Raw genomic sequence first — 25,337 nt, forward strand, 5'->3', positions numbered from 1 at the left:
TCTTTGTAAATCACAAAAGGCTTTTTTACTTAAATATTAATAAAATGTTAGATATTTTTGATCGTATTAAACAAAATCCAGGTCCTTTAGGACAATTTGCTGATTATGCTGAAGGATATTTTGTTTTCCCAAAATTGGAAGGTCCGATTGGTCCAAGAATGAAATTTCAGGGTAAAGATGTAATTTTTTGGAGTGCTAATGACTATTTAGGTCTTTGTAACCACCCGGAAGTATTGGAAGCTGATGCAAAAGCAGCTGCAGAATACGGAATGTTTTATCCGATGGGCGCAAGAGCCATGTCCGGAGAAACGCAGCAGCACCAACAATTAGAAAAAGAACTGGCAGAATTTACGCAAAAAGAAGCTGCTTATCTTTTAAATTTCGGTTACCAGGGAATGGTTTCAGCTATCGATGCATTGGTAACAAGACATGATGTGATTGTTTATGATGCAGATTCTCATGCTTGTATCGTAGATGGAGTTCGTCTTCACATGGGTAAAAGTTTTACTTTCAAACATAACGATATTGCGAGTTTAGAAAAAAACTTAGCAAGAGCGACGAAAGTTGCTGAAGAAAACGGCGGTGGAATCTTAGTGATCACGGAAGGCGTTTTCGGAATGAGAGGAATGCAGGGAAAACTGAAAGAGATTTGTGATTTAAAATCTAAATTCAATTTCAGATTATTGGTAGATGATGCACATGGTTTCGGAACTTTAGGTAAAACAGGAGCCGGAGCAGGCGAAGAGCAAGGTTGCCAGGATCAGATTGATGTTTATTTCTCAACTTTTGCTAAATCTATGGCTGGCTTCGGAGCATTTCTTTCAGGAGATGAAACGATCATCAGATTCTTAAAATATAATCTTCGTTCTCAGATTTTTGCTAAATCTCTTACAATGCCAATGGTAATCGGAGGCTTGAAAAGATTGGAATTATTGAGAACTCGTCCTGAGATTAAAGATAAATTGTGGGAAAACGTTTATAAACTTCAAAACGGATTAAAAGAAAGAGGTTTCAATCTTGGAAATACCAATACTTGTGTAACACCTGTTTTCATTCAGGGAACAACTATTGAAGCTACTCTTTTAGCAAAAGATTTAAGAGAAAATTACGGAGTTTTCACATCAGTTGTTGTGTATCCGGTGATTCCAAAAGGGATGATTTTATTAAGATTGATCCCTACAGCTTCACATACAGATGCAGAAATTAATGAAACATTAGCTGCTTTTGAAGGAATTAAAGAAAAATTAGCTTCAGGAGAATATGCAGAAATGGAAAAACAAATGAATATCGAGTACAAACAAATGTAATTGATTTTCAATTTAAAAATAAATGAAAACCGTTAGAATATCTAGCGGTTTTTTTAACAACAAATCATTAGAGAAATCTAAAAGATTTAAAATAACTTTGCAAAAAATTTACTGTTGAAAGATCTGCTTCTTATCACTCCGCCTTTTACTCAACTTAATACTCCTTACCCTGCGACGGCTTATATCAAAGGTTTTTTGAATACAAAAAATATTTCAAGCTATCAGATGGATTTAGGAATTGAAGTCATTTTAGCATTATTTTCAAAAGACGGAATTCAGCGTGTTTTTAATAAAGAAATTGATCTTCAGCAGATTTCAGAAAATTCAAAGAGAATTTTCACGTTACGGGATGAATATATAAAGACCATCGATCAGGTCATTTCTTTTTTGCAGGGAAAAACTCCCACACTAGCAAGACAGATTTGTTCGATGAATTTTCTACCGGAAGCTTCCCGATTCAACCAGTTGGATGATATGGAATTTGCTTTTGGAAATATGGGGCTCCAAGACAAGGCTAAACATTTGGCAACTTTATATTTGGAAGATTTATCCGATTATATCGTTGAGAATGTTGATTCTGATTTCGGCTTCAGCAGATATGCGGAAAGATTAGGAAAAAGCGCTAATTCTTTCGATGAATTATATTCGAAACTTTCAGAAGATCAAACTTTTATTGATGATTTTACTTTAAAAATTCTTCAGGAAAAATTAAATTTTGTACAGCCAAAATTAATTTGTTTTTCAATACCTTTTCCTGGAAATTTATATTCTGCTTTTCGTTCTGCAAAGTATATTAAAGAACATTATCCTCACATCAAAATTGCGATGGGCGGTGGTTTCCCCAATACAGAATTGAGGGAGATCAAAGATAAAAGAGTTTTTGAATTCTTCGATTTTATTACTTTAGATGATGGAGAAATTCCTCTTGAACTGCTTTACGAAAATGTTTTTAAGTCTGAATTAAATGAAGAATCTCAATTTAAAAGAACTTTTTTAATTGAAAACGAAGTAGTTACCTATAAAAATAATTCTACTAGACACGATTATAAACAGGCAGACATTGGAACTCCAGACTATACTAATTTGCAATTAGATAAATATATTTCCGTTATCGAAATAGCCAATCCGATGCACAGTTTATGGAGTGACGGAAGATGGAATAAGTTGACGATGGCACACGGTTGCTATTGGGGAAAATGCACTTTCTGTGACATTTCCTTAGACTATATTAAAATTTATGAACCTATTTCAGCCAAAATTTTAGTTGACAGAATGGAAGAACTAATCCAAACAACCGGAGAAACAGGTTTTCATTTTGTAGATGAAGCTGCTCCGCCTGCTTTGATGCGTGAAGTGGCATTGGAAATTTTGCGAAGAAATTTGGTAGTAACCTGGTGGACTAATATTCGTTTTGAAAAAAGTTTTACCCGAGATTTGTGCTTTTTATTAAAGCTATCTGGTTGCGTTGCCGTTTCCGGCGGATTGGAAGTCGCAAGTGACCGATTACTAAAATTAATTGACAAAGGAATTTCCGTAGAACAGGTTGCCAAAGTGACAAGAAATTTCACAGAAGCCGGGATTATGATTCATGCGTATCTGATGTACGGCTACCCGACTCAAACGATTCAGGAAACCGTCGATTCTTTGGAAATGGTTAGACAATTATTCGAAATGGGAATTTTACAAAGTGCTTTCTGGCATCAGTTTGCTATGACTGCACACTCACCTGTCGGATTAAATCCGGAAGAATTTGGAGTAATACCAATTAAACAGGAAATTTTATTTGCCAACAACGATATTGATTTTACAGACAAAACAGGAATCGATCATGGGAAATTTAGTTTTGGATTGAAAAAATCTTTGTTCAATTATATGCACGGAATTAATTTTGACCTTTCTCTTCAGGATTGGTTTGATTTTAAAATTCCGAAAACGACGATTCATCCGGACCATATTCATGATTCTCTGCTGGAGGAAGAAGATTTTAAATTTAAAGGAAATTCAAAAGTTATATTTTTAACAAAAAACGTAATCGCTGAGAATCTCATAAAAACAAAAAAGAAATATACTTATCCGTACACGAAAATTACAGTTCATTTAAAAACTAATGTTTTGAGCATAGATTTAGAGCGAGAACAGGCAGAATGGCTAATGAAAATATTTGAAGAAAATTCAACTGAGAATCAGAAAAAAATTACACTTCAACAATTGAAAATAAATTTTGAAAAAAATCTTGAAGATTTTGAATTATTCTGGTTTTCAAAACCTATACAGCAATTAAAAGAAAATGGTGTGATTTTAAGTTTGTAAAAATTTAATTAATAATAAAGAAAACAAAAATTCCTGAAAATAATTTTCAGGAATTTTTGTTATAATTTTTGGCTAAAACCATTGGATATTTCTTATGTAAACAGAATAATTGATGATTTTATTTTTGAATACCATCTTTTGTAACCTCTCCTACGATAACCTTTTCCTGAATTTTAATAAAATTAGGATCTAGGATTGCCATTCGTTCTGCAATCGCCTTATAGGTGGGGAATTTTAAAATCGAAGCACGGCCAGAGATTTCCCTGTAAATAGTAAAAACCTTTCCCCCTGCAGTCTTTAATTGCTTGGTTGTTGTAATATATTTTCCAATAAACTTACTTTTAGCATCATAAATTTCAATATCAACAAAAGTTTTGTCCGTAATTGTATCTTCAGACCCAAAGCTCACAGGCAGATTGGTAAAATAACCAACTGGTTTACCGTTACTTAGAATTTCTCCTACGTTATTTACTGTAATATTTAATTTGTCAATTTTGGTTCTTGTCGTATATGCATCTTTAGTCTTGGAATCAAGTTTTCTTTTTGGATTATTCTTAAAAAGTTCATCAAGATTTTTAATATTAATCCCTCTTTCATCGATAATCTTTAAACTTTTAACACAAGTATAAGCTGCTGATTTTTCATCACCTGAAAATGCAGAAGGAGAAATATAATCTAACTCGAGAGTTTTATCCTGATTATAAATTCTATTTAATTTGATATAACTATCTCTTACAGAATCTACTATACTTTTATCTACAAACTCTACTGTATAAATCGGAGTTTCTTTCAGATCCATAAAAGTATAAACATTTCCTTTATTTGAAAGTTTTGCGACATGAATTCCTTCAAGATTTACAATTCCTCTTTTAATTTTGACCGTCTGAGCATTAAATAAAATTCCTAAAACTGTAAATAAAATGATTAAACTACTCTTCATACAACCAGATTCTTACATAAAATAAAAAAAAGTGTAACCAAAGTTACACTTTTCTTGAAAATATATTTAGCTTTTCATTTAATTATTCGCAAAGGATAATTCCTTTATCATGATTAAATTCTACAACACCGCTTTTGATTGGATAAGAAAAAACAGAGTCTTTTTCATTTTCTTTTGTAAAGTTTTTAGTATATGCTTCATCAATTGATTTTGCATATAGTTTCACTTTACCTCCGATTAATGAAGAAACAATTCCTGCGTGGTTTTTCATGATGTGGAATTCACCATTTTTTCCAGGCAATAATACTGAATCTACTTCACCTTCAAAAACTACGTATTCTGGTGTTAATATTTTTATATTCATTTTAATTTAGATTTAAAGATTTCAGAATTCAGATTTCAGACATAAAAGTCTCATGTCTAGAATCTGACATCTTGTGTCTAATTAATTTATTAAGCGTTATCAGCTAACATTTTTTGTCCTGCTGCGATAGCTTCTTCAATAGTTCCTTTCAAGTTGAAAGCAGCTTCTGGTAAGTGATCTAATTCACCATCCATAATCATATTGAATCCTTTGATGGTATCTTTGATATCTACCAATGATCCTTTAAGACCTGTAAACTGTTCTGCAACGTGGAAAGGCTGAGAAAGGAATCTCTGAACTTTTCTAGCTCTGTAAACTACTGATTTATCTTCTTCAGAAAGTTCTTCCATACCAAGAATTGCAATAATATCCTGAAGTGCTTTGTATCTCTGAAGAATTTCTTTTACTCTCTGAGCACAGTTATAATGTTCTTCACCGATAATTTCCGGAGCCAAGATTCTTGACGTAGAAGCCAATGGATCTACCGCTGGATAAATACCCAATGAAGCAATTTTTCTATCTAGTACCGTAGTTGCATCCAAGTGAGCAAACGTTGTTGCAGGAGCCGGGTCAGTTAAGTCATCCGCAGGTACGTAAACTGCCTGTACTGAAGTAATTGAACCATTTTTAGTTGAAGTAATTCTTTCCTGCATCGCACCCATTTCAGATGCCAATGTTGGTTGATAACCTACCGCAGATGGCATACGACCAAGAAGTGCAGATACCTCAGAACCAGCTTGTGTAAAACGGAAGATATTGTCTACGAAGAACAATACGTCTCTACCTTGTCCGCTTTCTCCACCGTCTCTGTAGTACTCAGCTAATGTAAGACCAGAAAGTGCTACTCTAGCTCTTGCTCCTGGCGGCTCATTCATCTGTCCGAAAACGAATGCAGCTTTTGAATCTTTCATTGCTTCTAAATCTACTTTAGAAAGATCCCAACCTCCATTTTCCATAGAGTGCATAAAATCATCACCATACTTGATAATTCCTGATTCTAGCATCTCTCTCAAAAGGTCATTTCCTTCTCTCGTTCTTTCACCTACTCCGGCAAAAACTGAAAGACCTCCGTGTCCTTTTGCAATATTGTTAATCAACTCCTGGATCAATACTGTTTTACCTACACCCGCACCACCGAACAAACCAATCTTACCTCCTTTTGCGTAAGGCTCAACTAAGTCGATTACTTTAATACCTGTGAATAAAACTTCTGCAGAAGTTGAAAGTTGATCAAATTTCGGAGCTGGTCTGTGAATAGGAAGACCACCTTCCTTAGATATATTTTGAAGTCCGTCGATAGCATCCCCAACCACGTTGAAAAGTCTTCCGTTTACAGCTTCACCGATTGGCATCATAATAGGATTTCCGTATCCAATTACTTCCTGCCCTCTCTGAAGACCATCTGTAGCATCCATTGCGATACATCTTACTGTATCTTCACCAATATGTTGTTCTACTTCTAAGACTACTTTTTCACCGTTTCCTTTTGTAATTTCCAACGCATCATAAATACTTGGAATTGCTTCCACATTTGAGAAGACTACGTCGATTACAGGACCAATAATTTGAGAAATTTTTCCTTTAATTTGGTTTGCCATTGCTAAATTTTTTCTTGGTGCAAATATAATGATTCTTAATAAACCTGCAATTGCTAAAAAAAAGATTTTTATCATGCTTTTTTAATAATTTACCGATCATTTTTTCGCTTAAAAACATTGATAAATTGTTATATCGATACATTGTTACATTATACTTATATTTGCAGTCAAATTTTTTTCGTTTTGAAAGTTTTCAAGAATTTTAAAGATTATACCTCTCAGAAGCCTTTAGCGTTGTCTTTAGGAATGTTCGACGGTGTACATCTTGGGCATAAAAGTATTATTGATGAATTGATAAAAATAGGTTCTGAGAACGGTTTAGAAACTGCAATTCTTACATTCTGGCCGCATCCGAGGTTTGTTTTTAATCCGAATGAAGATCTAAAACTTCTGAATACTTTAGAGGACAAGAAATTTTTGATGGATAAATATTGTATTGAAAATTTATTCCTTAAAGAATTTGATGAAGAATTTAGAAATCTTACCGGAGAAGAGTTTGTACGACAGATTTTAATTGAAAAGCTGAATGTAAAGTATCTAATTATAGGATACGACCATTCTTTCGGAAAAAATAAGAGCGGAAACTTTGAACTCCTTCAAAAATTATCAAAAGAACTTGATTTTGAGGTTGAACAAATGGAAGCTATCAATATTCACGAAAATAATATCAGCTCAACAAAAGTTCGAAATGCACTGTTGTCAGGCAATATTAAGGAAGCTAATGAAATGCTGGGTTACTCCTACTCTGTTTCCGGGACAGTAGTTCATGGAAAAAAAATAGGAAGAACAATTGGTTATCCGACTGCAAATATTGAAACAGATTCTATTAAAATATTACCTAAAAAAGGAGCTTACATTGTTGAAGTATTCGTTAAAAATCAACGATATAAAGGAATGTTAAGTATTGGAACAAATCCTACTGTTAACGGAGAAAAGCTAACGGTGGAAGTTTATATTCTTGATTTTGAAGGAGATATTTACGGCGAAAAAATTACCGTTAAATTCAGAGATTTCTTACATGACGAAATTAAGTTTGAAGGATTGGAAAAATTAATCGAAAGATTGGATGAAGATAAAAGATTAACAGAAGAATTTGATTTCTAATTATTTATAATTTCCTCTTTCGCTTTTTTCGTTAATGACTTAAATACCAAGTCATACGACTGATCGATTAATTTAAAAATCAGCTCTCTTTTTAAACCATCTGTCATTACTGAATTCCAGTGTGTTTTGTTCATGTGAAATGCCCCTGTAATTTGTGGATGCTGCTCACGAAGCTCTGCGCTCCATTCCGGATCGGTTTTTACATTGATTCCTAAAGGTTGTTTTTCCAAAGCCATCAGCAAAAACATTTTTGTTCCTACTTTCATCACAAGCGTTTCATTATCAAAAGGAAAGCTTTCTATAACTCCTTTTTTAGCAAGACAATATTCTAAAATTTCGTTGGCATCCATATTATAATCAGTAATGAACAATTGGTAGTGAGTAATATTTTTTACTTTAATTCAAATTTAGTAAATTTAATAAAGAAAATACCATCACAACAAACGACATTATATGAAAGCTCTCGTAATCGGCGCTACAGGTGCTACAGGAAAAGATTTAGTGAATCAATTACTTCAGGATAAAGATTTTGAAGAGGTTGATATTTTCGTAAGAAAGCCTATTAATCTTCAAAATGATAAGTTAAAAACTCACATTGTCGATTTTGAAAAACCTGAAGAATGGAAAAATTTGGTAAAAGGTGATGTTATTTTCTCCTGTCTTGGGACTACTTTAAAAGCAGCAGGCAGCAAAGAGGCACAAAGAAAAGTAGATTATGACTATCAATATCAATTTGCGAAAGCCGCTAAAGAGAATAATGTCGACGATTATATTTTAGTTTCCTCTTACGGAGCAGATTCTAAGTCAAGAATTTTTTATTCAAAAATGAAAGGCGAATTGGAAGACGCTGTAAAACAACTTCATTTTACAAAAATTACCATTTTTCAACCAGGAATACTGGAAAGAAAAGAATCTGACAGAACGGGAGAGGTTTTGGGAAGTAGAATTATCAAATTTGCTAACAAATTAGGACTTTTTGAAAGCCAGAAACCACTTCCTACAAATATTTTAGCCAAAGCAATGATAAATTCTTCAAAAATAAAAAGTAACGGTTACTCCAAAATAAAACTGGGAAATATATTTTGTTTTGCTGAGAAAAGTAACGAGTAATTCAATGTAACAATATATCAGTTTAATAATAACAAAATTCAAAATTAGTATTACTAAACTGATATATTGGTTAAGTGTTATTTCAGATATTTTGTAATTGCTTCATCTGTAGGTTTTGTTGTACTTACAAAAGAATCAATTAATTTTCCGTTTTCATCGATTAAAAATTTCGTGAAATTCCAAAGGATGGTTGTATTTTTTACTCCATTTAAATCCTTTTCAGTTAAATATTTAAAGATTGGAGCTGTATCATTACCTTTTACAGAAACTTTGGAAGCTAATGGAAATGTTACACCATAATTTTTCTGGCAGAAAGCACCAATTTCCTTATTAGAGCCCGGTTCCTGACCTCCGAAATTGTTAGCAGGAAATCCTACTACTACCAATTTATCCTTATACTCTTCAGCAACTTTTTCAAGATCAGCATATTGCGGTGTGAATCCACACTCTGAAGCGGTATTTACTACAAGGATCTTTTTGCCTTTAAAATCTGCAAAATTAATTTGTTTGCCCTCTTCTAAGGCATCAACTTTGAAATCGTAGATTGATTTTCCCATAAGTTCTTTGGTTTTGGCTTTAGATGCATCGCTCTTTTTCTGAGCGCAACTATTAAAAAATGCCACAAAAGAAAGCAGCACTAAAAAAATCTTTTTCATAACTAAATTTTATTCTTTTAATTAAAACTTAAATGTATTAGCAGGAAATACTTTGTTTATGTCAATTCTATTAAGCAGCATGACAAAATCTCCGTCTTTCTTTGTACTTGCAGACTCAATTCTGAAAGGCATCGACAAATTTCCCACTTTTTTATAATCTGAATAATCTAATGTTTCATCTTTTTTTACTTCCCTCAAAAGCATATAACTTTTAGTATCGAAATAATACATGTTTTTATTAACGTTTTTCGTTAATTCCACTTTGTGACAGTAAATATTTCCGATTTTTTCTTTACCTAAATATTTAGCTTCAAAACCTTTATTTTCCCAGTCAATAAAATCATTATCGAAACTTTCGGGCACATATTCTGCGTATTCCTGAACTTTATTTGCCGCATAGTTCATGGCGTATCCTTTTGTCCCGTCATATCCTTCAATTGCCGTATCTTTTCCACCTATTGTAATCACAGTTTTGGTAAGATTCGGACGTTGCTGATAAATTTTTATCGGATATTCATCTTTAATTCCTAAAATCACTTTCCCCTGAAGCAGTACCGAATTTAAAAGTTTCCAATTGGTTAATCCTCCGGATAATTCGATATTTTTATCAATAATTTCTTTTGCGGTCTGTGCAAAAGATAGCTGTGAACATATCAGGACGAATACAAAAAGTAATTTCTTCATTAATTCAATTTTATCAATTCAAATATAAGGCTTTATTAATTTATCATTGCATTAGTCGGACAATTTACCAATTAATTAGACAGTAATTTCCTTGCTTTTTCAAGATCTTCCAGTGTATCGATTCCGACTCCGATGAAATTAGTTTCTATCAGCTTGATTTTCATACCATATTCCAAATAACGAATGCATTCGATTTTTTCTGAAATTTCCAGAGGTTTCATTTCTAATTTTGAAAACTGAATTAGCGCATGTTTTCTGAAAGCGTAAACTCCGATATGCTTAAAATAATTTACATCATAAGAAATTTCCCGGTGAAAAGGAATCACAGAACGGCTAAAATATAAGGCAAAACCATTATTATCAGTAATAACTTTTACATTATTAGGGTTTTCAATTTCTTCTTTTTCAGTGAGTTGTATTTTTAATGAAGCTAAAGAAATTTCCTGATTTTCATCGTTATGAAAAACTTCAATTAACTGTTGTAATGGTTCTAATTTTAAGAAAGGTTCATCACCCTGAACATTGATAACAATATCACAATCAATATTTTGCACTGCTTCTGCAATTCGGTCACTCCCTGTTTCGTGTTGTCCGGTCATCACAGCTTTTCCGCCATTTTTTATAATTTCATCAAAAATAATTTCCGAATCTGTCGCCACAAAAACTTCATCAAATAAACCCGTTTCCACAACATTTTGATATGTTGTTGTAATAACCGTTTTTTCTCCCAGCATCTGCATTAATTTAGCCGGAAAACGGCTTGCTTCATAACGTGCGGGAATGACTGCGATAATCTTCATTTTATAAATAATAATGATTTAATGTAAATAATTAACCAAAAAGATAATTCCGTAAATCCACGAGATGTACAGAAATGAATAAAAAAATCCGAAAGCGAAACTTTTCAGCAAATTTCCTTTACAATGCTTCGAATTTTTAAATACCAAACGTAAAGCTCGGAAAAAAATCCAATATAATAGGGCTGTAAACAATAAAATTACAACCCAAAAGAAAACTCCGAGACAATATAAAAGAAAAATAAAGACCACGGAGATCAATATCCACAGAATAATTGAAAGGATAATTCCTCCAATTCCGTCTCCTACGGCTGGTCCATCGAAATCAAAACTTCCCATTTCAGGAGTTTTATCCGACATTTTTTTGATTCTTTCTTTTGTTAAAATATTTCCAATATTTTCCTTCAATTTTAGACCATATACAAGCCCAAACTGATAAAAAGAAAGAATGCAACCGCTAAAATTGATGTTGATAAGATTGAATTTTGAAATAAGGATCTGTGCGAACCAGTTCCAGAAAGCCAAACACTGAGAATGACCAAAATAATAATTCCTAAAGTTGAATAACTTAACCATTTGGTTTCAAGAAAATATCTTTTGGGAAGGTTCATTTGCAGTAAAATCAGTTACAAGTACAAAATGCTTCGTGAATATCAATCCACGAAGCATCTTTATTTCTCTAAATTTATTTCAAATTGTTTAATGCACTTTCTAATTTAGGCATCATTGCAGAAATTTCTTCAGTTGCTAAACCTCCAACAGAAGCTCTGAACCAAGGCTCAGATTTTTCTTCTCCGAATGCAGAAAAAGGAACCAAAGCAACGCCAGCTTCGTTGATTAAATAGAATACTAAGTCAGACGAATTCTCGATAACTGCTCCATCAGGTTTTGTTTTTCCGATATAATTTAATTTAATCGTCAAATAAAGTGCGCCCATTGGCTCGATACTGTCGACTGCAAGACCTTTTCCCTTTAAATCCTGAATTCCTGTATGAAGAACCTTTAAGCTCGCTTCCAATTTTCCTTTGAAATCTTCTACGAAAGCATTTACTTCTTCTGGATTTTCATAATATTTTGCAGTTGCTTCCTGTTCAGGTTTTGGAGCCCAAGCTCCAACGTGCGTTAAAAGAGCCTTCATTTTATCCAAAATATGAGCTGGACCGAATCCCCAACCTACTCTAACTCCCGTTGCAGCAAGGCATTTTGAGATACCATCGATGTAAATTGTATATTCTCTCATTTCTGGGAAAAGAGACACAGGATCTACGTGTTCTGCTCCGAAAGTAAGATTAGAATAAATTTGATCATACATTAAGTACAATGGCTTCTCATCTTCACCTCTCTTTTTATTTTCTTCTAAAATTAATTCACAAATTTCAGAAAGTTGCTCTTTTGTGAACATTGTTCCGGTCGGATTCAATGGAGAACAAAGTGCGACCAAAACCGCTCCGCTCAAATGAGGTCTTAAATCATCCGCAATGGGAAGGAAATTGTTTTCCGGAGTTGTCTTTACTTCAACAGCGTCAGCTGAAGTAAGATAAGCATAGTGATTATTGTTCCAAGATGGTGTAGGATAGACTACTTTGTCACCTTCGTCAACGATAGTTTTGTAAACTGCATAGATCAAAGGTCTTGAACCTGCTGTAATTAAAATATCGTTTGGCGAATAATCAAGATTCCATCTGGCTTTTAAGTCTTTAGAAACTTCTTGTCTCAAAGATAAAAGTCCATTTGCAGGCGGATAATTTGTCAGATTATTCTGATAAGCTTTCTGAATTTCCTCCTTCAATTTTGCAGGAATAGGATAGATATTAGAGTTCAAATCACCAATGGTAAGATTTGCAATTTCTGCTCCTTTTGCCTTTAAATCATTTACTTCGTTACCAATTTTTACAATTTCAGAACCTATCAGGTTCGCCGCTAATTTTGAAACTTTCACTTTATTTTTATTTAAATTTATTTACTATTTCTATCCATCATTTTTTTATGGATCTCTTCATCAGGAACTTTTGCATCAAAAAGACTTATCAATTCCTTAGATTTTTTTGCAACATAAGAATTCGGATATTTTTTTATAATCCTGTTGAATTCCTTCCTGTTTTCATCATATAATGTTCCGTCGGAATGCTCATGAGTAGGTGTATTGTCCATCCCTAACAGGTAATCTGTTAAATAACTGTCATATATCTCCTTTGCTCTCGGAAGTAAAAGACTTTGAGGATACTTACTGATAAAATTCTCCCAAAATATCGTTCTGTCTCCCAATTCTTTCCAGGAAATTACTATTCCTGCATCTGCCGAATACAATCCTTCACTTTCTTTTGCCAACTGCTCAATATAGCTGTTATAATCCGCTGTTACATTATCTCTGAATATCGAAAAATAATGATCGGGCACAGACCAGATTTCTGTATAACCTTCTCCTATTTCCCTAAATTCAAGATCTCCTTTTTTAAGCTCAGCAGCCAACTTTTTTACGTTTTCCGGAAACTTGTAACTATTGCTGTTAGAATCATAATAATTAACATAGTCTATCAAAACTTTTACTAAGTTTTCACTTAAACACAGTATATATTTATTGCGAATTTTAATGTAATCTTCGTATAATTTATCATTCTGTCTAGGTGAATTCTGAGCAACTTTCTTTATTATTTTATCTTTATGCCATTGTAAAGCTATAATATAATTTTCTGTTGTATTTGAAGAAAAGCATACCGTATCAACAGGTCTAAATAAACTTTTGGCGTGTTCTGTTTTCGACATAGTATCTATTTCAACTTTTTCCTGAGAAGTTTTTGAAGCTTCTTTTTTACAGGAAAAAATAGAAATCAACAGAATAAAAGCCGCTAAACCTTTTTTAATCATAAAGATAATTTTGAAATTAATCTAACTTCAAATCTTTTCTTACTTCTTCAATTTTTGCTTCCAAAGACCTCAGTTTATCTCTGAAATCAGCTTCGGAAGTAATAGAATCTTTTACGGAAATATAAAATTTAATCTTCGGTTCTGTTCCTGAAGGTCTTACGCACACTTTTGTACCATCCTGAGTATAATAAATCAAAACATTCGATTTTGGAATGTCGTTCATCACTACTTTTTCATTTTTAGAAACGATAAAATTAGTCTGCTCTTTAAAATCCTTGACTTCTTCAACCAACGATCCAGCCAATTCCTTTGGCGGATTTTCACGGAAATTCTTCATCATATTCTGAATTTCTTCCGCTCCGTCTTTTCCTTTTCTTACCAAATTCACCAAACCTTCGTAATACATTCCGGTTTCCTGATAAATTTCGATCAGATATTGGTACATTGTTCTTCCGTTGGCTTTACACCAAGCAGCAATTTCACAAGCCAAGATAATACTTCCGCAAGAATCTTTGTCGCGAACGAAATCTCCCGTCATGAAACCGAAACTTTCTTCGCCACCACAAATGAATTTTTCTTTTCCTTCCACATCACGGATCATTTTTCCGATCCATTTAAAACCTGTCAATCCGGCTTTGCACTGAACACCGAATTTCTGAGCAATATCAAAGAAAATATCAGACGTTACAATCGTAGAACCGATGAATTCTTTTCCGGTGATTTTATCCTGCTTTCTCCATTCATTTAAAATATAATAGGTAAGAATTGTATTACATTGATTTCCATTCAGTAGATGAATTTCACCGTCCAGATTTCTTACTGCAATTCCTAACCTGTCACCGTCCGGATCAGTTCCGATTACAATATCTGCATTGGTAATTTTAGCTAAATCCATCGCCATTTCCAATGCTGCAGGTTCTTCAGGGTTTGGAGAATCAACTGTTGGGAAATTTCCGCTTGGAATCATTTGTTCTTTTACTAGATCAATCTTTTTGAAACCTGCTTTTTCCAACGCTCTAGGAACCGTTGTATAGGTTGTTCCATGAATTGATGTGAAAACTATATTTAAATTTTCTTTTCCAACATTCTGATAGGTAGAATTTTCTATGCAAGCATCAATATAAACTTCATCCTGCTCCTCTCCGATCCATTCAATCAAATCATCATTTCCGTTGAATTTAATTTCATCAAATTTCACAGAATACACTTCATTGATAATCGCTTCATCATGAGGCGGAACAATTTGCGCCCCGTCGTTCCAATATACTTTATAACCGTTGTATTCAGGGGGATTGTGAGAAGCTGTCAATACGATTCCTCCATTACATTTTTTATCACGAACCGTGAAAGATAATTCCGGAGTCGGTCTGTGATTCTTGAAAAGCAATACTTTAATTCCGTTTGCCGTCAAAACATCTGCCACCAATTTTCCGAATTCTTTTGAATTATTTCTTACATCATAAGCAATCGCAACACTGATTTCTTCCCCTTGAAACTGCTTTAACATATAATTCGCAAGTCCCTGTGTTGCTTGACCTAACGTGTATTTATTTAAACGATTGGTTCCGACACCCATAATTCCTCTCATCCCTCCTGTTCCGAATTCCAGCTCTCTGTAAAATGAGTCTTCTAAATCGGGAGAATTGCTGTCAATTAACAATTGAACTGCATCTCTTGTTTCCTTATCGAATGTATCGCTTAACCAAAGTTTTGCTTTTTCTAATGTTGACATATTTGTATTTTGTTCTTTATAGTTTAATATTTGATTTGTTGTAGGTATCTATTTTATTTTGAAGATTTTTCACTGTATTTTATTCAGTCCTGAATTGCAAAACAGTGATTTAATCCAATTTTTTATTCTGTACATTCGTGGTTTTATCCACTTTAAAAGCACGGATTGGGTCATTATAATACACAAATTTAGCTGTATTCTGAATATGTCCTTTTAATGAATCTTTTACGTTGACTTCGGCATAATTTCCATTTTTAGAATCAATTTTCAGATTTTCTATTTTCCAATATGGAGAAATCAAACTTGCTGTGTCAGAGATTTTTATCACGGCTTCTTTTGTTTGTCCTAAAAAGTTGGCTCGGCTTCGGTTCTGCATTTCTACTTCTGCTCTTCTTGTGTTCACCGAACCCATAAATGTAGCATTATTTTTCAAATTAAGCTTAAAATTGTCGATCTTAATTTCGCTTGAAATATTCATTTCTACAGAATCGGAAATTGCTACTTTTTCCAGATTATATTTTGAATAAATTGTTATATTATAAAAATCTACCCCTTTTGTTCCACGTTTTTCTTTGATTGAAAGGGTTTTGTCTGTCACATCAACATTCAGATTATCAGCAACATTCGGATAGGTTTCTATTTCAACAAAATTTTTTGTTCCTCTTGCATAGAATACACGGAACTTTCCTTCCAGATTAAGATTTACAAATTCTGAAACATCTACATCTTTCGTTTCAATCTTTCCTTCCGGTGAAATCTTTCCACAGGAAACCACTGCCATCAACATGAATGTGTAAAATATATTTTTCATATTTAATAAAATATTTTATATAAAATCGAAACTACAACCATACTTTCCACTCCCAATAGCACATAAAAAACTGATATTCTCCAAAGTAAACCTGGTTTTGAATATGAATTTTTAAAAGCATTCCAATAAGTAATTGCCGGGAAAATAATAGAAAGACCGAATATAATTTTGTCGATGAAATCGAAAATCTTTGAAACAGGCTTCCATAAACCAATCAGACTTACAATATCGTCCAACAAAAATAAGATTAAAATTCCTAAAAGACTAACGGTTCCGATGATAAAATGCTCCGCAATATTCAAATTTATTCTTTTAAATAAAAAATAAGCATTTACAGCAAGCATAGGGATGATGATAAATAATATCGTTTTAGAATATTTCGACAAGAAATTTCTTATTTGATAATCATCTTCAATTTCGGGTGGTGCAAACTTTTCGTAGTAATGCATTCCCAATACATTAAAACTGAAAAGAATCAGTAACAACGGTATAAAACTGTTGTATCTGATTCTTTTTCCTGCAATATAATTCATTGCCGTTTGTCCGGGTCTGAAAAAAATTTCTTTTATAGTTTGGAAAAATTTAGCTTCAACATGCCAAATCGATCCGAGAATATCATTTTTGATTAAAGAACGTGGAGTTATTCTTGCTGTGTCCGCCTTCTGTCCGCAATGAGCACAAAACTCATCGGAGATTGAATGACCGCAGTTCAAACAACTTTTTGAATTCATCTTTAAATCACCTCGTCAATATTGTAATTCTTATGTTCCCTGTTTGTTCTGATAATCATTTCGCCTAAAAATCCTGCAATGAAAAGCAAAGTTCCCATAATCATCATCGTTAAAGCAATGAAGAACCAAGGATTATTAGTAATTAAATGTCCGTAAATTCCTCTTGCAACATCAATTAATTTTGAAACTCCCAACCAAAGTGCTGAAAGAAAACCTAAGATAAACATTATAGTTCCTACAGCTCCGAAGAAATGCATAGGTCTTCCGCCGAAACGACTTACAAACCAAAGCGTTACTAAATCTAAGAATCCTCTGATAAATCTTTCTGTTCCGAATTTCGAAGTTCCGTAAGGTCTCGCCTGATGTTTTACTTCTTTTTCCGTGATTCTTCTGAAGCCTGCATTGGCAGCCAAAACCGGAATATATCGATGCATATCTCCATACACGTCAATCGTTTTTACCACCTGCTTTTTGTAAGCTTTCAACCCACAATTGAAATCATGAAGTTCAACGCCTGAAACTTTTCTTGCTGCTGCATTGAATAATTTTGACGGAACATTTTTCGTCATGACATTGTCAAAACGCTTCTTTTTCCAGCCGGAAACAATATCATAATTTTCATGAATTACCATATTATAAAGGTCCGGAATTTCTTCCGGAAAATCCTGTAAATCAGCATCCATTGTAATAATTACGTCTCCGTTTGTTCTTTCAAAAGCTGCATGAAGCGCCTGAGATTTTCCGTAATTTTTTGAAAATTTGATACCGTGGATCTGCGGATGCTGAACTTTTAAATTCTCGATAATACTCCACGATAAATCTGTACTTCCGTCATCTACAAACCAGATTTCATACGATAAACTGTTTGATCTGCAAACATTATCAATTCTTGAAAAAAGCTCTTCCAGAGAGGCCTCCTCGTTCAATAACGGAATAACTATAGATAGGTTCATTTAAATTTAATAAAATTATTCTTGATTTTCTGTTTCCTGATAAACACTTCTTGTTCTGAAAAATGCTCCAAAAAATAACGACAAAACTACGTAAAATATAAGGATTGCTGCAAAATATCCTGAAAAATGACTTGCCGTAAGCATATCTTTTCCTTTAACAGCTTTCGGAGAGAAACTTGGAAGTCTTTCTTTATACTTCTGATCAAGTTCATCAATATCTTTCTGATGTTTCAAAACCTTTCTTGCAGACTTATATTCTTTATCCATTTCTGCTTTTTGTCTCGTTACGTATTGATAATTCAACAGTTTTTTAGCATCTAGATCAACAAAATTCATAAAAGCATAAATACTTACAATCGAAAGAGCTCCACCGATAAACATTGGAATAAATGCTCTTTTGAATGCATCTTTAAAACTTACGACTCTATTGTTGTTCCAGTAAGATTTTACTGACCAGAATGCTGCTCCTGCGTAAATAAGCGGTAATACGAAAGCATTGGCTTTCAACGAAATATCAAAATAATTAACTCCTAAAAAGAAGTAATACACCACGAGAAAAACGATCATCGTAGCACCAAACAGTAAAATTCCTAATGTGGAAGGGCTTTTTATCATATCTAAATTTTTTGAAAATTTTTGAAAAATTATTAAGCTGAATTTCAGCAATGTAGCTCTATCAGCGTATTTTTTCAATTAATTTTCTGTAATAATGTTTTGAAGTTTATAAAATATTCCTACCTTTGCAACGGCAAGTCCTAAACAACCAGCTCCTGAGAATCCTCCAGGGTGGGAACGCAGCAAAGGTAATTGGTTGAGCGGTGTGATTTAGGTAGCTTGCCATTTTTTTTGGTTTAAGTTGAAGAGAGGTAATTTGAAGATTATCTTTTTTTATGTCTAAACTTTCCAACATTTCTATTTGAATTTTCAAATTATCTCTCTAAATTTTATTTAAAATTCGAACTCCTCACCTAATTTTGGTAAAACAAGTTCTACATTTTTATCTGCAAAATGCTTCAATGCAATTTCGTGGTTAATTTCAATGGCTGGGAATGTATCAAAATGACATCCGATCACTTTTGGAGTTTTCAACAATTCTGTGGCTGCAAAAATTGCTTCTTCCGGACCCATTGTGTAGTGACCTCCAATCGGAAGGATAGAAAGGTCTAAATTCCCGTACAATCTTGGAAATAACTCCATATCTGCCATTACCCCTGTATCACCAGCTAAATAAAGATTTCTACCTTCAGGAAATCTGAAAATATAACCTACAGGAACACCTCCATAGCTTCCGTCAGGAAACGAACTTGTATGATGAGCCGGAACCATTGAAATTTTAAGATCATCGATTTTTGCCGACCCTCCTAAATTTACATCATCTGTATTTTTCGCATTTTTGAAATATCCACAAATTTCCGGAACAGCAATAATCGTGGCTTCCGGGTGAAATTGTAATACCTCTTCCACGTCTGCAATATGATCTCCATGCGCGTGAGTTAATAAAATATAATCAATTTTCTGAGCCGATATATCAAAACCTGATTCTGCTTTTTTGTAGTTGTAGAAAGGATCACATAAGATCATTTTGTCTTTATAAGTGAACAAAAAACAGTTTTGTCCTAAATATTGTATTTTCATTTTAAATTTATTTTTGAATTATTTACTATACGAAAAAGTTAAGTCCGAAAGCGGTAAGAACTGCCATTACAAAAGTAATAATACCGACCTGTTTCAAAAACGGATCTAGCTGTTTCGGTTCTTTAATTTCCATGATTTTCCTTCTTAGTTTCGCTATTGGAATCAACAAAATCATTACAATAAAGACATAATAATTTTGAGATTGAAAGAAGCCATTAACTCCAAAAAACATTAAAAGTAAAATTAAAGGAAGCTGGAGTAAAATCATTTCGTAAATCATCGCATTTTTGAATCCTATTCTCAGTGCGAAACTATTTTTACCTGATAATCTGTCGCTTTCGATGTCTCTCATATTGTTTAGATTCAAAACTGCCATGCTCATCATCCCGATCGCTGTTCCCGGCAATAGCATATCCCAACTGAACGTTTTTGTAAACAGAAAATAACTTCCGCAAACCGAAACCAATCCAAAAAATACAAATACGAAAAGATCTCCCAATCCCATGTATCCGTAAGGTTTTTTACCAACTGTATAGCCAATCGCCGCTAAAATACAAGCTACTCCCAAACCGATGAAAATATAAAATTCGTTCATATACTTCGGGATGAAAGCAACGTATAAAAGTGCAACCGTTGCAACAAAAGACAACACCGAGAAAAGAATGACTGCATTTCTCATTTGTTTTGCTGTAATTTTTCCTGATGCCACTGCTCTTGCTTCAGCTTCCGTCGCCCTTTTAGCATCGGTTCCTTTTACACCGTCTCCGTAATCATTTGCATAGTTTGATAAGATCTGGTACAGCAAAGTCACCAAAAGCGCCAATGCCAGAATTTTCCAGTCCCAAACTCCACCTTCACCATAAAGCCTCCATTTTGCAATGAATGCACCCATTATAATTCCGCTCATGGAAAGCGGTAATGTTCTAAGCCTTGCGGCTTTTATCCAATCTTTCATAATTTATAAGTAATGAGTAATTGGTAATAAGTACTGCTAATATTGCTCATTACTTATTACCAATTACTTATGTTAGGATATCCATTTATCTTTTCCGAAATCAGGCTTTCTCTTTTCTAAGAAGGCATTTCGTCCCTCTTTTGCCTCTTCCGTCATGTATGCCAAACGCGTTGCTTCTCCTGCAAAAACCTGCTGCCCCACCATTCCATCGTCTGTAAGATTCATCGCAAACTTCAACATTCTGATAGACATTGGAGATTTTGCCAATATTTCCTGAGCCCATTCGTAAGCAGTCTCTTCTAGTTCATCGTGAGGAATTACTGCGTTTACCATTCCCATTTCGAATGCTTCCTGAGCTGAATAATTTCTGCCTAAAAAGAAAATTTCACGAGCTTTTTTCTGTCCCACCATTTTAGCTAAATATGCAGAACCGTAACCACCGTCAAAACTTGTAACATCTGCATCCGTTTGTTTGAAAATAGCGTGTTCCTTGCTTGCTAACGTTAAGTCGCAAACCACATGAAGAGAATGACCGCCGCCAACTGCCCATCCCGGAACTACTGCAATCACGGCTTTTGGCATAAAACGGATCAAACGCTGAACTTCCAGAATATTCAAACGGTGTCTTCCGTCTTCTCCCACATATCCCTGCTCGCCTCTCGCTTTTTGGTCGCCTCCGCTGCAAAAAGCCCAAACTCCGTCTTTCGAGCTTGGTCCTTCCCCTGAAAGTAAAACAACACCAATTGACGAATCTTCTGAAGCGTCGTAAAAGGCATCGTATAATTCTGAAGTAGTCTTAGGTCTGAAAGCATTACGAATTTCCGGTCTGTTGAAAGCAATTCTCGCAACGCCATTACATTTTTTATAGGTAATATCGTCGTATTCCTTAACGGTTTTCCACTCGATCATTTTTGTAAAATTTTTCCCAAAGATACGGAATTACAGAGAATTTTAACATTGATTTTTGATGATAATCATTGGAAAATTACCATATTCTTTAACAGGAAAATTATTTTTAAAATTGATTTTATTTGGTTCTGAATAGCACCAAAAAAAACCGAAACAAAAATGTTACGGTTTTATATTTAAATTTCAAAAATTTGAAAATTATTTAGCAGGTTGTTTTGCCTGAAGTTCAGCTTCTTTAGCTTTCATTTCATTATACTTAGCCGTATTCTTAGTCGTGTTATAGATATCTTTTAGCGTCTGAACTGCATTAATATCCGTCGGCATAGCCTGTTGCCATTTTTCAGCATAAGGTGTTGCTTTACCAAATCTCTCCTTTCTTGCTTCAATTAGTTTTGTAGCATCGTCCGGTTTAGATTTTCTTAATGCATTGATATCAGCAACAGCTTTTTCATCATCTCCGATTACTGCATAAACCAGATTTTGATAAGCATTAGAGAAATCAGGTTTTAGCTCAATTGCTTTTTGAAAAGAAGCAACCGCCTCATTTGTGGTTTCAGGATTTTTAGACTGAAGAACTCCCAAATTATACCAATTTGTCGCATCATTAGGATTTTTAGCTAGTTGCTCCTTTAAATTCGTCATGAATTTATCCGTGTTTCCTGTAGCGTACAGTACACTTCCCTGATACTCTTTTAATTTTGTACTGTTAGGAAATTTTGCCAATCCTTTTTCAATAAGCGCTAAAGCTTCATCGTTTTTCTTAGCATTGATTAATAAAGTAGATAAGGTTTCATACAAATCCTGCTCAACACTTGGAGACTGCTCAGTTTTAAAATCTGAATAATCTTTTGAAGCTGTTTTCTTCAATAAATCCCAAGTCGTTTTATCATAACTTAACACCTGACCAGATTTATTATCTTTCGCCGTATATGTTGTCTCAACACCAGTATAACCGGAGTTAATCAAATCTGTATATATTTTTGTAGCCTGAGGAATATCGTTTGCCAAAGCATAATTTAAACCTGAGTAATATACATATACTTTATTGTCCTGACCTGTTGCTTTCAACAAGTTGTAAACTTCCATAAACTTAGGTGCTGCAACGGCATAATTTTTTGCATTATACGCATCCATTGCAGCTTTGTTAGCTTCTTGTAGCTTAGCGTTTGCATCTTCCTTCTGTCCGAAAACAAAAGCTGAGGCAACGATAGCCATACCTAAAATTAGCTTTTTCATAATCTATTTTTATATTAATTGTACAATTTTATTCTTCTGAATCAGGATTTTCAGTTTCCTCTGTAGAGTTTTCATTTTCTGCCTGAGGTGCTTCTGTATTGTTTTCCTCATTATCAGTTAGAATTTCTGCTCCTTCTTCATTTTCTTCAGAATCTTCTTCCACTACATCCTTATCCATTTCTACTTTTGCAATCGCTGCAATTTCGTCATTTTTCTTAAGGTTGATCATTCTTACCCCTTGCGTATTTCTACCCATCACTCTCATCTCATCCATATTCATACGGATTGCAACACCGGATTTATTGATAATCATCAATCCGTCTTCGTCTGTTACATTCTGAATCGCAATAAGATTTCCTGTTTTTTCAGTGATATTTAAAGTAATAACTCCTTTTCCACCCCTGTTGGTTTCTCTGTAATCCAAAACGGCTGTTCTTTTTCCATATCCTTTCTCAGATACTACAAGAACTGTATCATTTTCCAAATCATTAACTACAATCATACCAATTGCTTCGTCATTATCTTCCATGCTGATACCACGCACACCAATAGATCCTCTACCTACTTCTCTTACTTTTTCTTCAGGGAAACGAATACACTTACCATTTTTGGTAGCAATCATAATCTGAGAAGTTCCGTTTGTTAAGTAAGCCCCTAACAATTGGTCATTATCTCTAATTTCAATTGCATTAACTCCATTAATTCTTGGTCTTGAATATGCTTCCAATGATGTTTTCTTGATCGTACCATTTTTAGTAACCATCACAACGCTCATTTGATTAACATATTCTGAATCCTTTAAATTGTTGGTTCTGATATATGCTTTGATCTTATCGTCCGGTTCAATATTAATTAAGTTTTGTACCGCTCTACCTTTTGCTGTTTTAGAACCTTCAGGAATTTCGAATACTCTTAACCAGTAACATCTTCCTTTTTCAGTAAAGAACAACATATATTGGTGATTGGTTGCAGAAACGATATACTCCAGGAAATCTGAATCTCTTGTTGTTGCCGCTTTATTTCCTACACCCCCTCTACTTTGGATTTTATATTCAGAAAGCAACGTTCTCTTCACATAACCTGCGTGAGAAATCGTAAGAACTACAGATTCGTTTGGAATAATATCTTCGATAGACATTTCACCTCCAGAATAATCGATCTCTGTTCTTCTTTCGTCGCCGTATTTTTCTTTAACTTCTGCTAATTCATCCTTAATAATCTGGAATCTTCTTGGTTCGTTATCCAAAATATCCTGCAAATCAGCGATTTCTTTCATGATTGCATTGTATTCATCACGAATTTTATCAAGCTCCATTCCTGTCAGACGAGCAAGACGTAGATCAAGAATTGCCTGAGCCTGAATATCAGACAAGTCAAACTCCTGAATAATTCCTTCTTTTGCAGCCTGAGGATTTGAGCTGTGACGGATAATTGCAATCGCTTTATCTAAAGAATCCTGAGTTCCGATCACCTTCATGAATCCTTCTAAGATATGAGCTCTTTCTTTTGCCTTTTTAAGCTCATACTCCGTTCTTCTTACAATAACAACGTGTCTGTGCTCCACAAAATGGTGGATAATATCTTTCAGATTTAATTGTTCCGGTCTTCCGTGTACCAAAGCAATATTATTAACACTGAAAGAGGTCTGAAGTGAAGTATATTTGTATAATAAGTTTAGTACAACATTCGGAATTGCATCGTTTTTCAATTCATAAACAATACGCATCCCGTTTCTGTCAGATTCATCTCTGATTTCGTAGATTCCTACAATCTTGTCGTCTTTTACCAATTCGGCTGTTCTGGCAATCATTTCAGCCTTGTTTACCTGGTAAGGAATTTCAGTAACGATAATTGCATTTCTATTGTGTACCTCTTCAAAGCTTACTTTAGCTCTTAAAACCACTCTTCCTCTTCCCGTATGGAAAGCATCTCTTACCCCATCATATCCATAAATAATCCCACCTGTAGGAAAATCCGGAGCGATAATGTGCTGCATTAGCTCATCAATCGTTATGTCTTTATTATCAATATAGGCAGAAATTGCATTTACCGCTTCCGATAAATTGTGAGGAGCCATATTGGTTGCCATACCTACTGCGATACCTGAAGTTCCGTTTACCAGAAGATTAGGAATTTTTGTAGGCATTACGGTAGGCTCAGTTAAACTATCATCGAAGTTATTCTGAAAATCAACCGTATCTTTATCTAAGTCAGAAAGAATATCATCAGAAATCTTTTTCAATCTTGCTTCCGTATAACGCATTGCTGCAGGCGGGTCGCCGTCCATCGAACCAAAGTTACCCTGACCGTCCACCTGAGGATAACGTAAGCTCCAAGGCTGCGCCATTCTTACCATCGCATCATATACAGAGGAGTCTCCATGGGGGTGATATTTACCCAAAACGTCCCCAACGATTCTCGCAGATTTTAAATATTTTCTATTAGAAAAAACCCCCAATCCATACATACCGTAAAGTACCCTTCTATGAACAGGTTTTAAGCCATCTCTTACATCCGGTAATGCTCTTGAAACAATAACGGACATCGAATAATCGATATAAGATGATTTCATTTCATCAACAATGTTGATAGGAATCAATCTTTCTCCTTCTTTTTGCATAAACAAATTTTATTATAATG

General features: G+C 34.1%; 24 protein-coding genes and 1 other RNA gene. 5 read left to right on the forward strand and 20 right to left on the reverse strand.

The annotated features are described in order from the left end of the window. Positions 1-44 precede the first annotated feature (44 nt). Together ASG22_RS16680 and ASG22_RS16685 are read left to right on the forward strand one after the other, a co-directional pair. Entirely contained in the window at positions 45-1,307 is a 1,263-nt protein-coding gene (locus ASG22_RS16680; RefSeq protein ID WP_055987165.1) for an aminotransferase class I/II-fold pyridoxal phosphate-dependent enzyme, read from the forward strand. Positions 1,308-1,421: 114 nt separating this feature from the next. Next, positions 1,422-3,617 (forward strand): B12-binding domain-containing radical SAM protein, encoded by a 2,196-nt coding sequence (locus ASG22_RS16685; protein ID WP_055987167.1) that lies wholly within the window; start codon positions 1,422-1,424, stop codon positions 3,615-3,617. A 118-nt stretch (positions 3,618-3,735) separates the two neighbouring features. On the opposite strand, the gene ASG22_RS16690 is transcribed toward ASG22_RS16685, so the two are convergent. The 3 genes from ASG22_RS16690 to atpD all read right to left on the reverse strand — a co-directional run bounded on the left by ASG22_RS16690 (position 3,736) and on the right by atpD (position 6,519). After that, the gene (locus ASG22_RS16690) at positions 3,736-4,557 is read right to left on the reverse strand and encodes a hypothetical protein (RefSeq protein WP_055987170.1); all 822 of its coding nucleotides are present in this window, start codon (positions 4,555-4,557) and stop codon (positions 3,736-3,738) included. Positions 4,558-4,639: 82 nt separating this feature from the next. Further along, positions 4,640-4,921 (reverse strand): FoF1 ATP synthase subunit delta/epsilon, encoded by a 282-nt coding sequence (locus ASG22_RS16695; RefSeq protein WP_055987172.1) that lies wholly within the window; start codon positions 4,919-4,921, stop codon positions 4,640-4,642. Positions 4,922-5,010: 89 nt separating this feature from the next. After that, a complete protein-coding gene (gene atpD / locus ASG22_RS16700; protein ID WP_055987380.1) occupies positions 5,011-6,519 on the reverse strand; it encodes a F0F1 ATP synthase subunit beta in 1,509 nt (502 codons plus the stop codon). Positions 6,520-6,702: 183 nt separating this feature from the next. On the opposite strand from atpD, the gene ASG22_RS16705 reads away from it, so the two are divergent. Further along, entirely contained in the window at positions 6,703-7,623 is a 921-nt protein-coding gene (locus tag ASG22_RS16705; protein WP_055987174.1) for a bifunctional riboflavin kinase/FAD synthetase, read from the forward strand. Here the strand turns inward: ASG22_RS16705 and ASG22_RS16710 are convergent. After that, positions 7,620-7,973 (reverse strand): MmcQ/YjbR family DNA-binding protein, encoded by a 354-nt coding sequence (locus tag ASG22_RS16710; protein ID WP_055987382.1) that lies wholly within the window; start codon positions 7,971-7,973, stop codon positions 7,620-7,622. The two genes, ASG22_RS16705 and ASG22_RS16710, sit on opposite strands and share 4 nt — an antisense overlap. A 103-nt stretch (positions 7,974-8,076) precedes the next feature. Here ASG22_RS16710 and ASG22_RS16715 point away from each other — a divergent pair, with 103 nt between their 5' ends. Continuing rightward, the gene (locus tag ASG22_RS16715) at positions 8,077-8,733 is read left to right on the forward strand and encodes an NAD(P)H-binding protein (protein WP_055987175.1); all 657 of its coding nucleotides are present in this window, start codon (positions 8,077-8,079) and stop codon (positions 8,731-8,733) included. A 77-nt stretch (positions 8,734-8,810) separates the two neighbouring features. Here ASG22_RS16715 and ASG22_RS16720 read toward each other — a convergent pair whose 3' ends face one another. The 11 genes from ASG22_RS16720 to ASG22_RS16775 all read right to left on the reverse strand — a co-directional run bounded on the left by ASG22_RS16720 (position 8,811) and on the right by ASG22_RS16775 (position 18,577). Next, positions 8,811-9,389: a glutathione peroxidase gene (locus tag ASG22_RS16720; protein WP_055987178.1), complete on the reverse strand. Its 579-nt coding sequence runs from the start codon at positions 9,387-9,389 to the stop codon at positions 8,811-8,813. A 21-nt stretch (positions 9,390-9,410) separates the two neighbouring features. Then, complete coding sequence (locus tag ASG22_RS16725) at positions 9,411-10,073, reverse strand: hypothetical protein (RefSeq protein ID WP_055987180.1); 663 nt, start codon at positions 10,071-10,073, stop codon at positions 9,411-9,413. Between the two features lie 71 nt (positions 10,074-10,144). Next, complete coding sequence (gene kdsB, locus ASG22_RS16730) at positions 10,145-10,873, reverse strand: 3-deoxy-manno-octulosonate cytidylyltransferase (protein WP_055987182.1); 729 nt, start codon at positions 10,871-10,873, stop codon at positions 10,145-10,147. Positions 10,874-10,891: 18 nt separating this feature from the next. Beyond that, the gene (locus ASG22_RS16735) at positions 10,892-11,446 is read right to left on the reverse strand and encodes a hypothetical protein (protein ID WP_131726208.1); all 555 of its coding nucleotides are present in this window, start codon (positions 11,444-11,446) and stop codon (positions 10,892-10,894) included. A 109-nt stretch (positions 11,447-11,555) separates the two neighbouring features. Beyond that, positions 11,556-12,809: a pyridoxal phosphate-dependent aminotransferase gene (locus tag ASG22_RS16745; protein WP_055987188.1), complete on the reverse strand. Its 1,254-nt coding sequence runs from the start codon at positions 12,807-12,809 to the stop codon at positions 11,556-11,558. A gap of 17 nt (positions 12,810-12,826) precedes the next feature. After that, entirely contained in the window at positions 12,827-13,735 is a 909-nt protein-coding gene (locus ASG22_RS16750; protein ID WP_055987189.1) for a hypothetical protein, read from the reverse strand. A gap of 16 nt (positions 13,736-13,751) precedes the next feature. Continuing rightward, entirely contained in the window at positions 13,752-15,467 is a 1,716-nt protein-coding gene (locus tag ASG22_RS16755) for a phospho-sugar mutase (RefSeq protein WP_055987191.1), read from the reverse strand. Positions 15,468-15,576: 109 nt separating this feature from the next. Then, positions 15,577-16,278: a GIN domain-containing protein gene (locus tag ASG22_RS16760; RefSeq protein WP_055987194.1), complete on the reverse strand. Its 702-nt coding sequence runs from the start codon at positions 16,276-16,278 to the stop codon at positions 15,577-15,579. A 2-nt stretch (positions 16,279-16,280) separates the two neighbouring features. Next, positions 16,281-17,009 (reverse strand): DUF3667 domain-containing protein, encoded by a 729-nt coding sequence (locus ASG22_RS16765; protein WP_055987196.1) that lies wholly within the window; start codon positions 17,007-17,009, stop codon positions 16,281-16,283. 2 nt (positions 17,010-17,011) lie between these two features. After that, the gene (locus ASG22_RS16770; RefSeq protein WP_055987197.1) at positions 17,012-17,962 is read right to left on the reverse strand and encodes a glycosyltransferase family 2 protein; all 951 of its coding nucleotides are present in this window, start codon (positions 17,960-17,962) and stop codon (positions 17,012-17,014) included. 15 nt (positions 17,963-17,977) lie between these two features. After that, on the reverse strand, positions 17,978-18,577 hold the full coding sequence (locus ASG22_RS16775) for a DUF4199 domain-containing protein (RefSeq protein ID WP_055987384.1): 600 nt from the start codon (positions 18,575-18,577) through the stop codon (positions 17,978-17,980). Between the two features lie 131 nt (positions 18,578-18,708). Here ASG22_RS16775 and ffs point away from each other — a divergent pair. Beyond that, positions 18,709-18,805: signal recognition particle sRNA small type (ffs, locus tag ASG22_RS20770), an RNA gene on the forward strand. Positions 18,806-18,910: 105 nt separating this feature from the next. Here ffs and ASG22_RS16785 read toward each other — a convergent pair. The 5 genes from ASG22_RS16785 to gyrA form a co-directional block, all read right to left on the reverse strand. Next, complete coding sequence (locus tag ASG22_RS16785) at positions 18,911-19,597, reverse strand: metal-dependent hydrolase (RefSeq protein ID WP_055987202.1); 687 nt, start codon at positions 19,595-19,597, stop codon at positions 18,911-18,913. A 25-nt stretch (positions 19,598-19,622) separates the two neighbouring features. Next, complete coding sequence (menA, locus tag ASG22_RS16790) at positions 19,623-20,552, reverse strand: 1,4-dihydroxy-2-naphthoate octaprenyltransferase (protein WP_055987204.1); 930 nt, start codon at positions 20,550-20,552, stop codon at positions 19,623-19,625. Positions 20,553-20,624: 72 nt separating this feature from the next. Further along, positions 20,625-21,461 (reverse strand): 1,4-dihydroxy-2-naphthoyl-CoA synthase, encoded by an 837-nt coding sequence (locus tag ASG22_RS16795; RefSeq protein WP_055987205.1) that lies wholly within the window; start codon positions 21,459-21,461, stop codon positions 20,625-20,627. A gap of 198 nt (positions 21,462-21,659) precedes the next feature. Continuing rightward, entirely contained in the window at positions 21,660-22,697 is a 1,038-nt protein-coding gene (locus ASG22_RS16800) for a tetratricopeptide repeat protein (protein ID WP_055987207.1), read from the reverse strand. A gap of 28 nt (positions 22,698-22,725) precedes the next feature. After that, on the reverse strand, positions 22,726-25,317 hold the full coding sequence (gene gyrA / locus ASG22_RS16805) for a DNA gyrase subunit A (protein ID WP_055987209.1): 2,592 nt from the start codon (positions 25,315-25,317) through the stop codon (positions 22,726-22,728). Positions 25,318-25,337: the final 20 nt, after the last annotated feature.

It is taken from the genome of Chryseobacterium sp. Leaf405 (assembly GCF_001425355.1).
Taxonomy (GTDB): domain Bacteria; phylum Bacteroidota; class Bacteroidia; order Flavobacteriales; family Weeksellaceae; genus Chryseobacterium.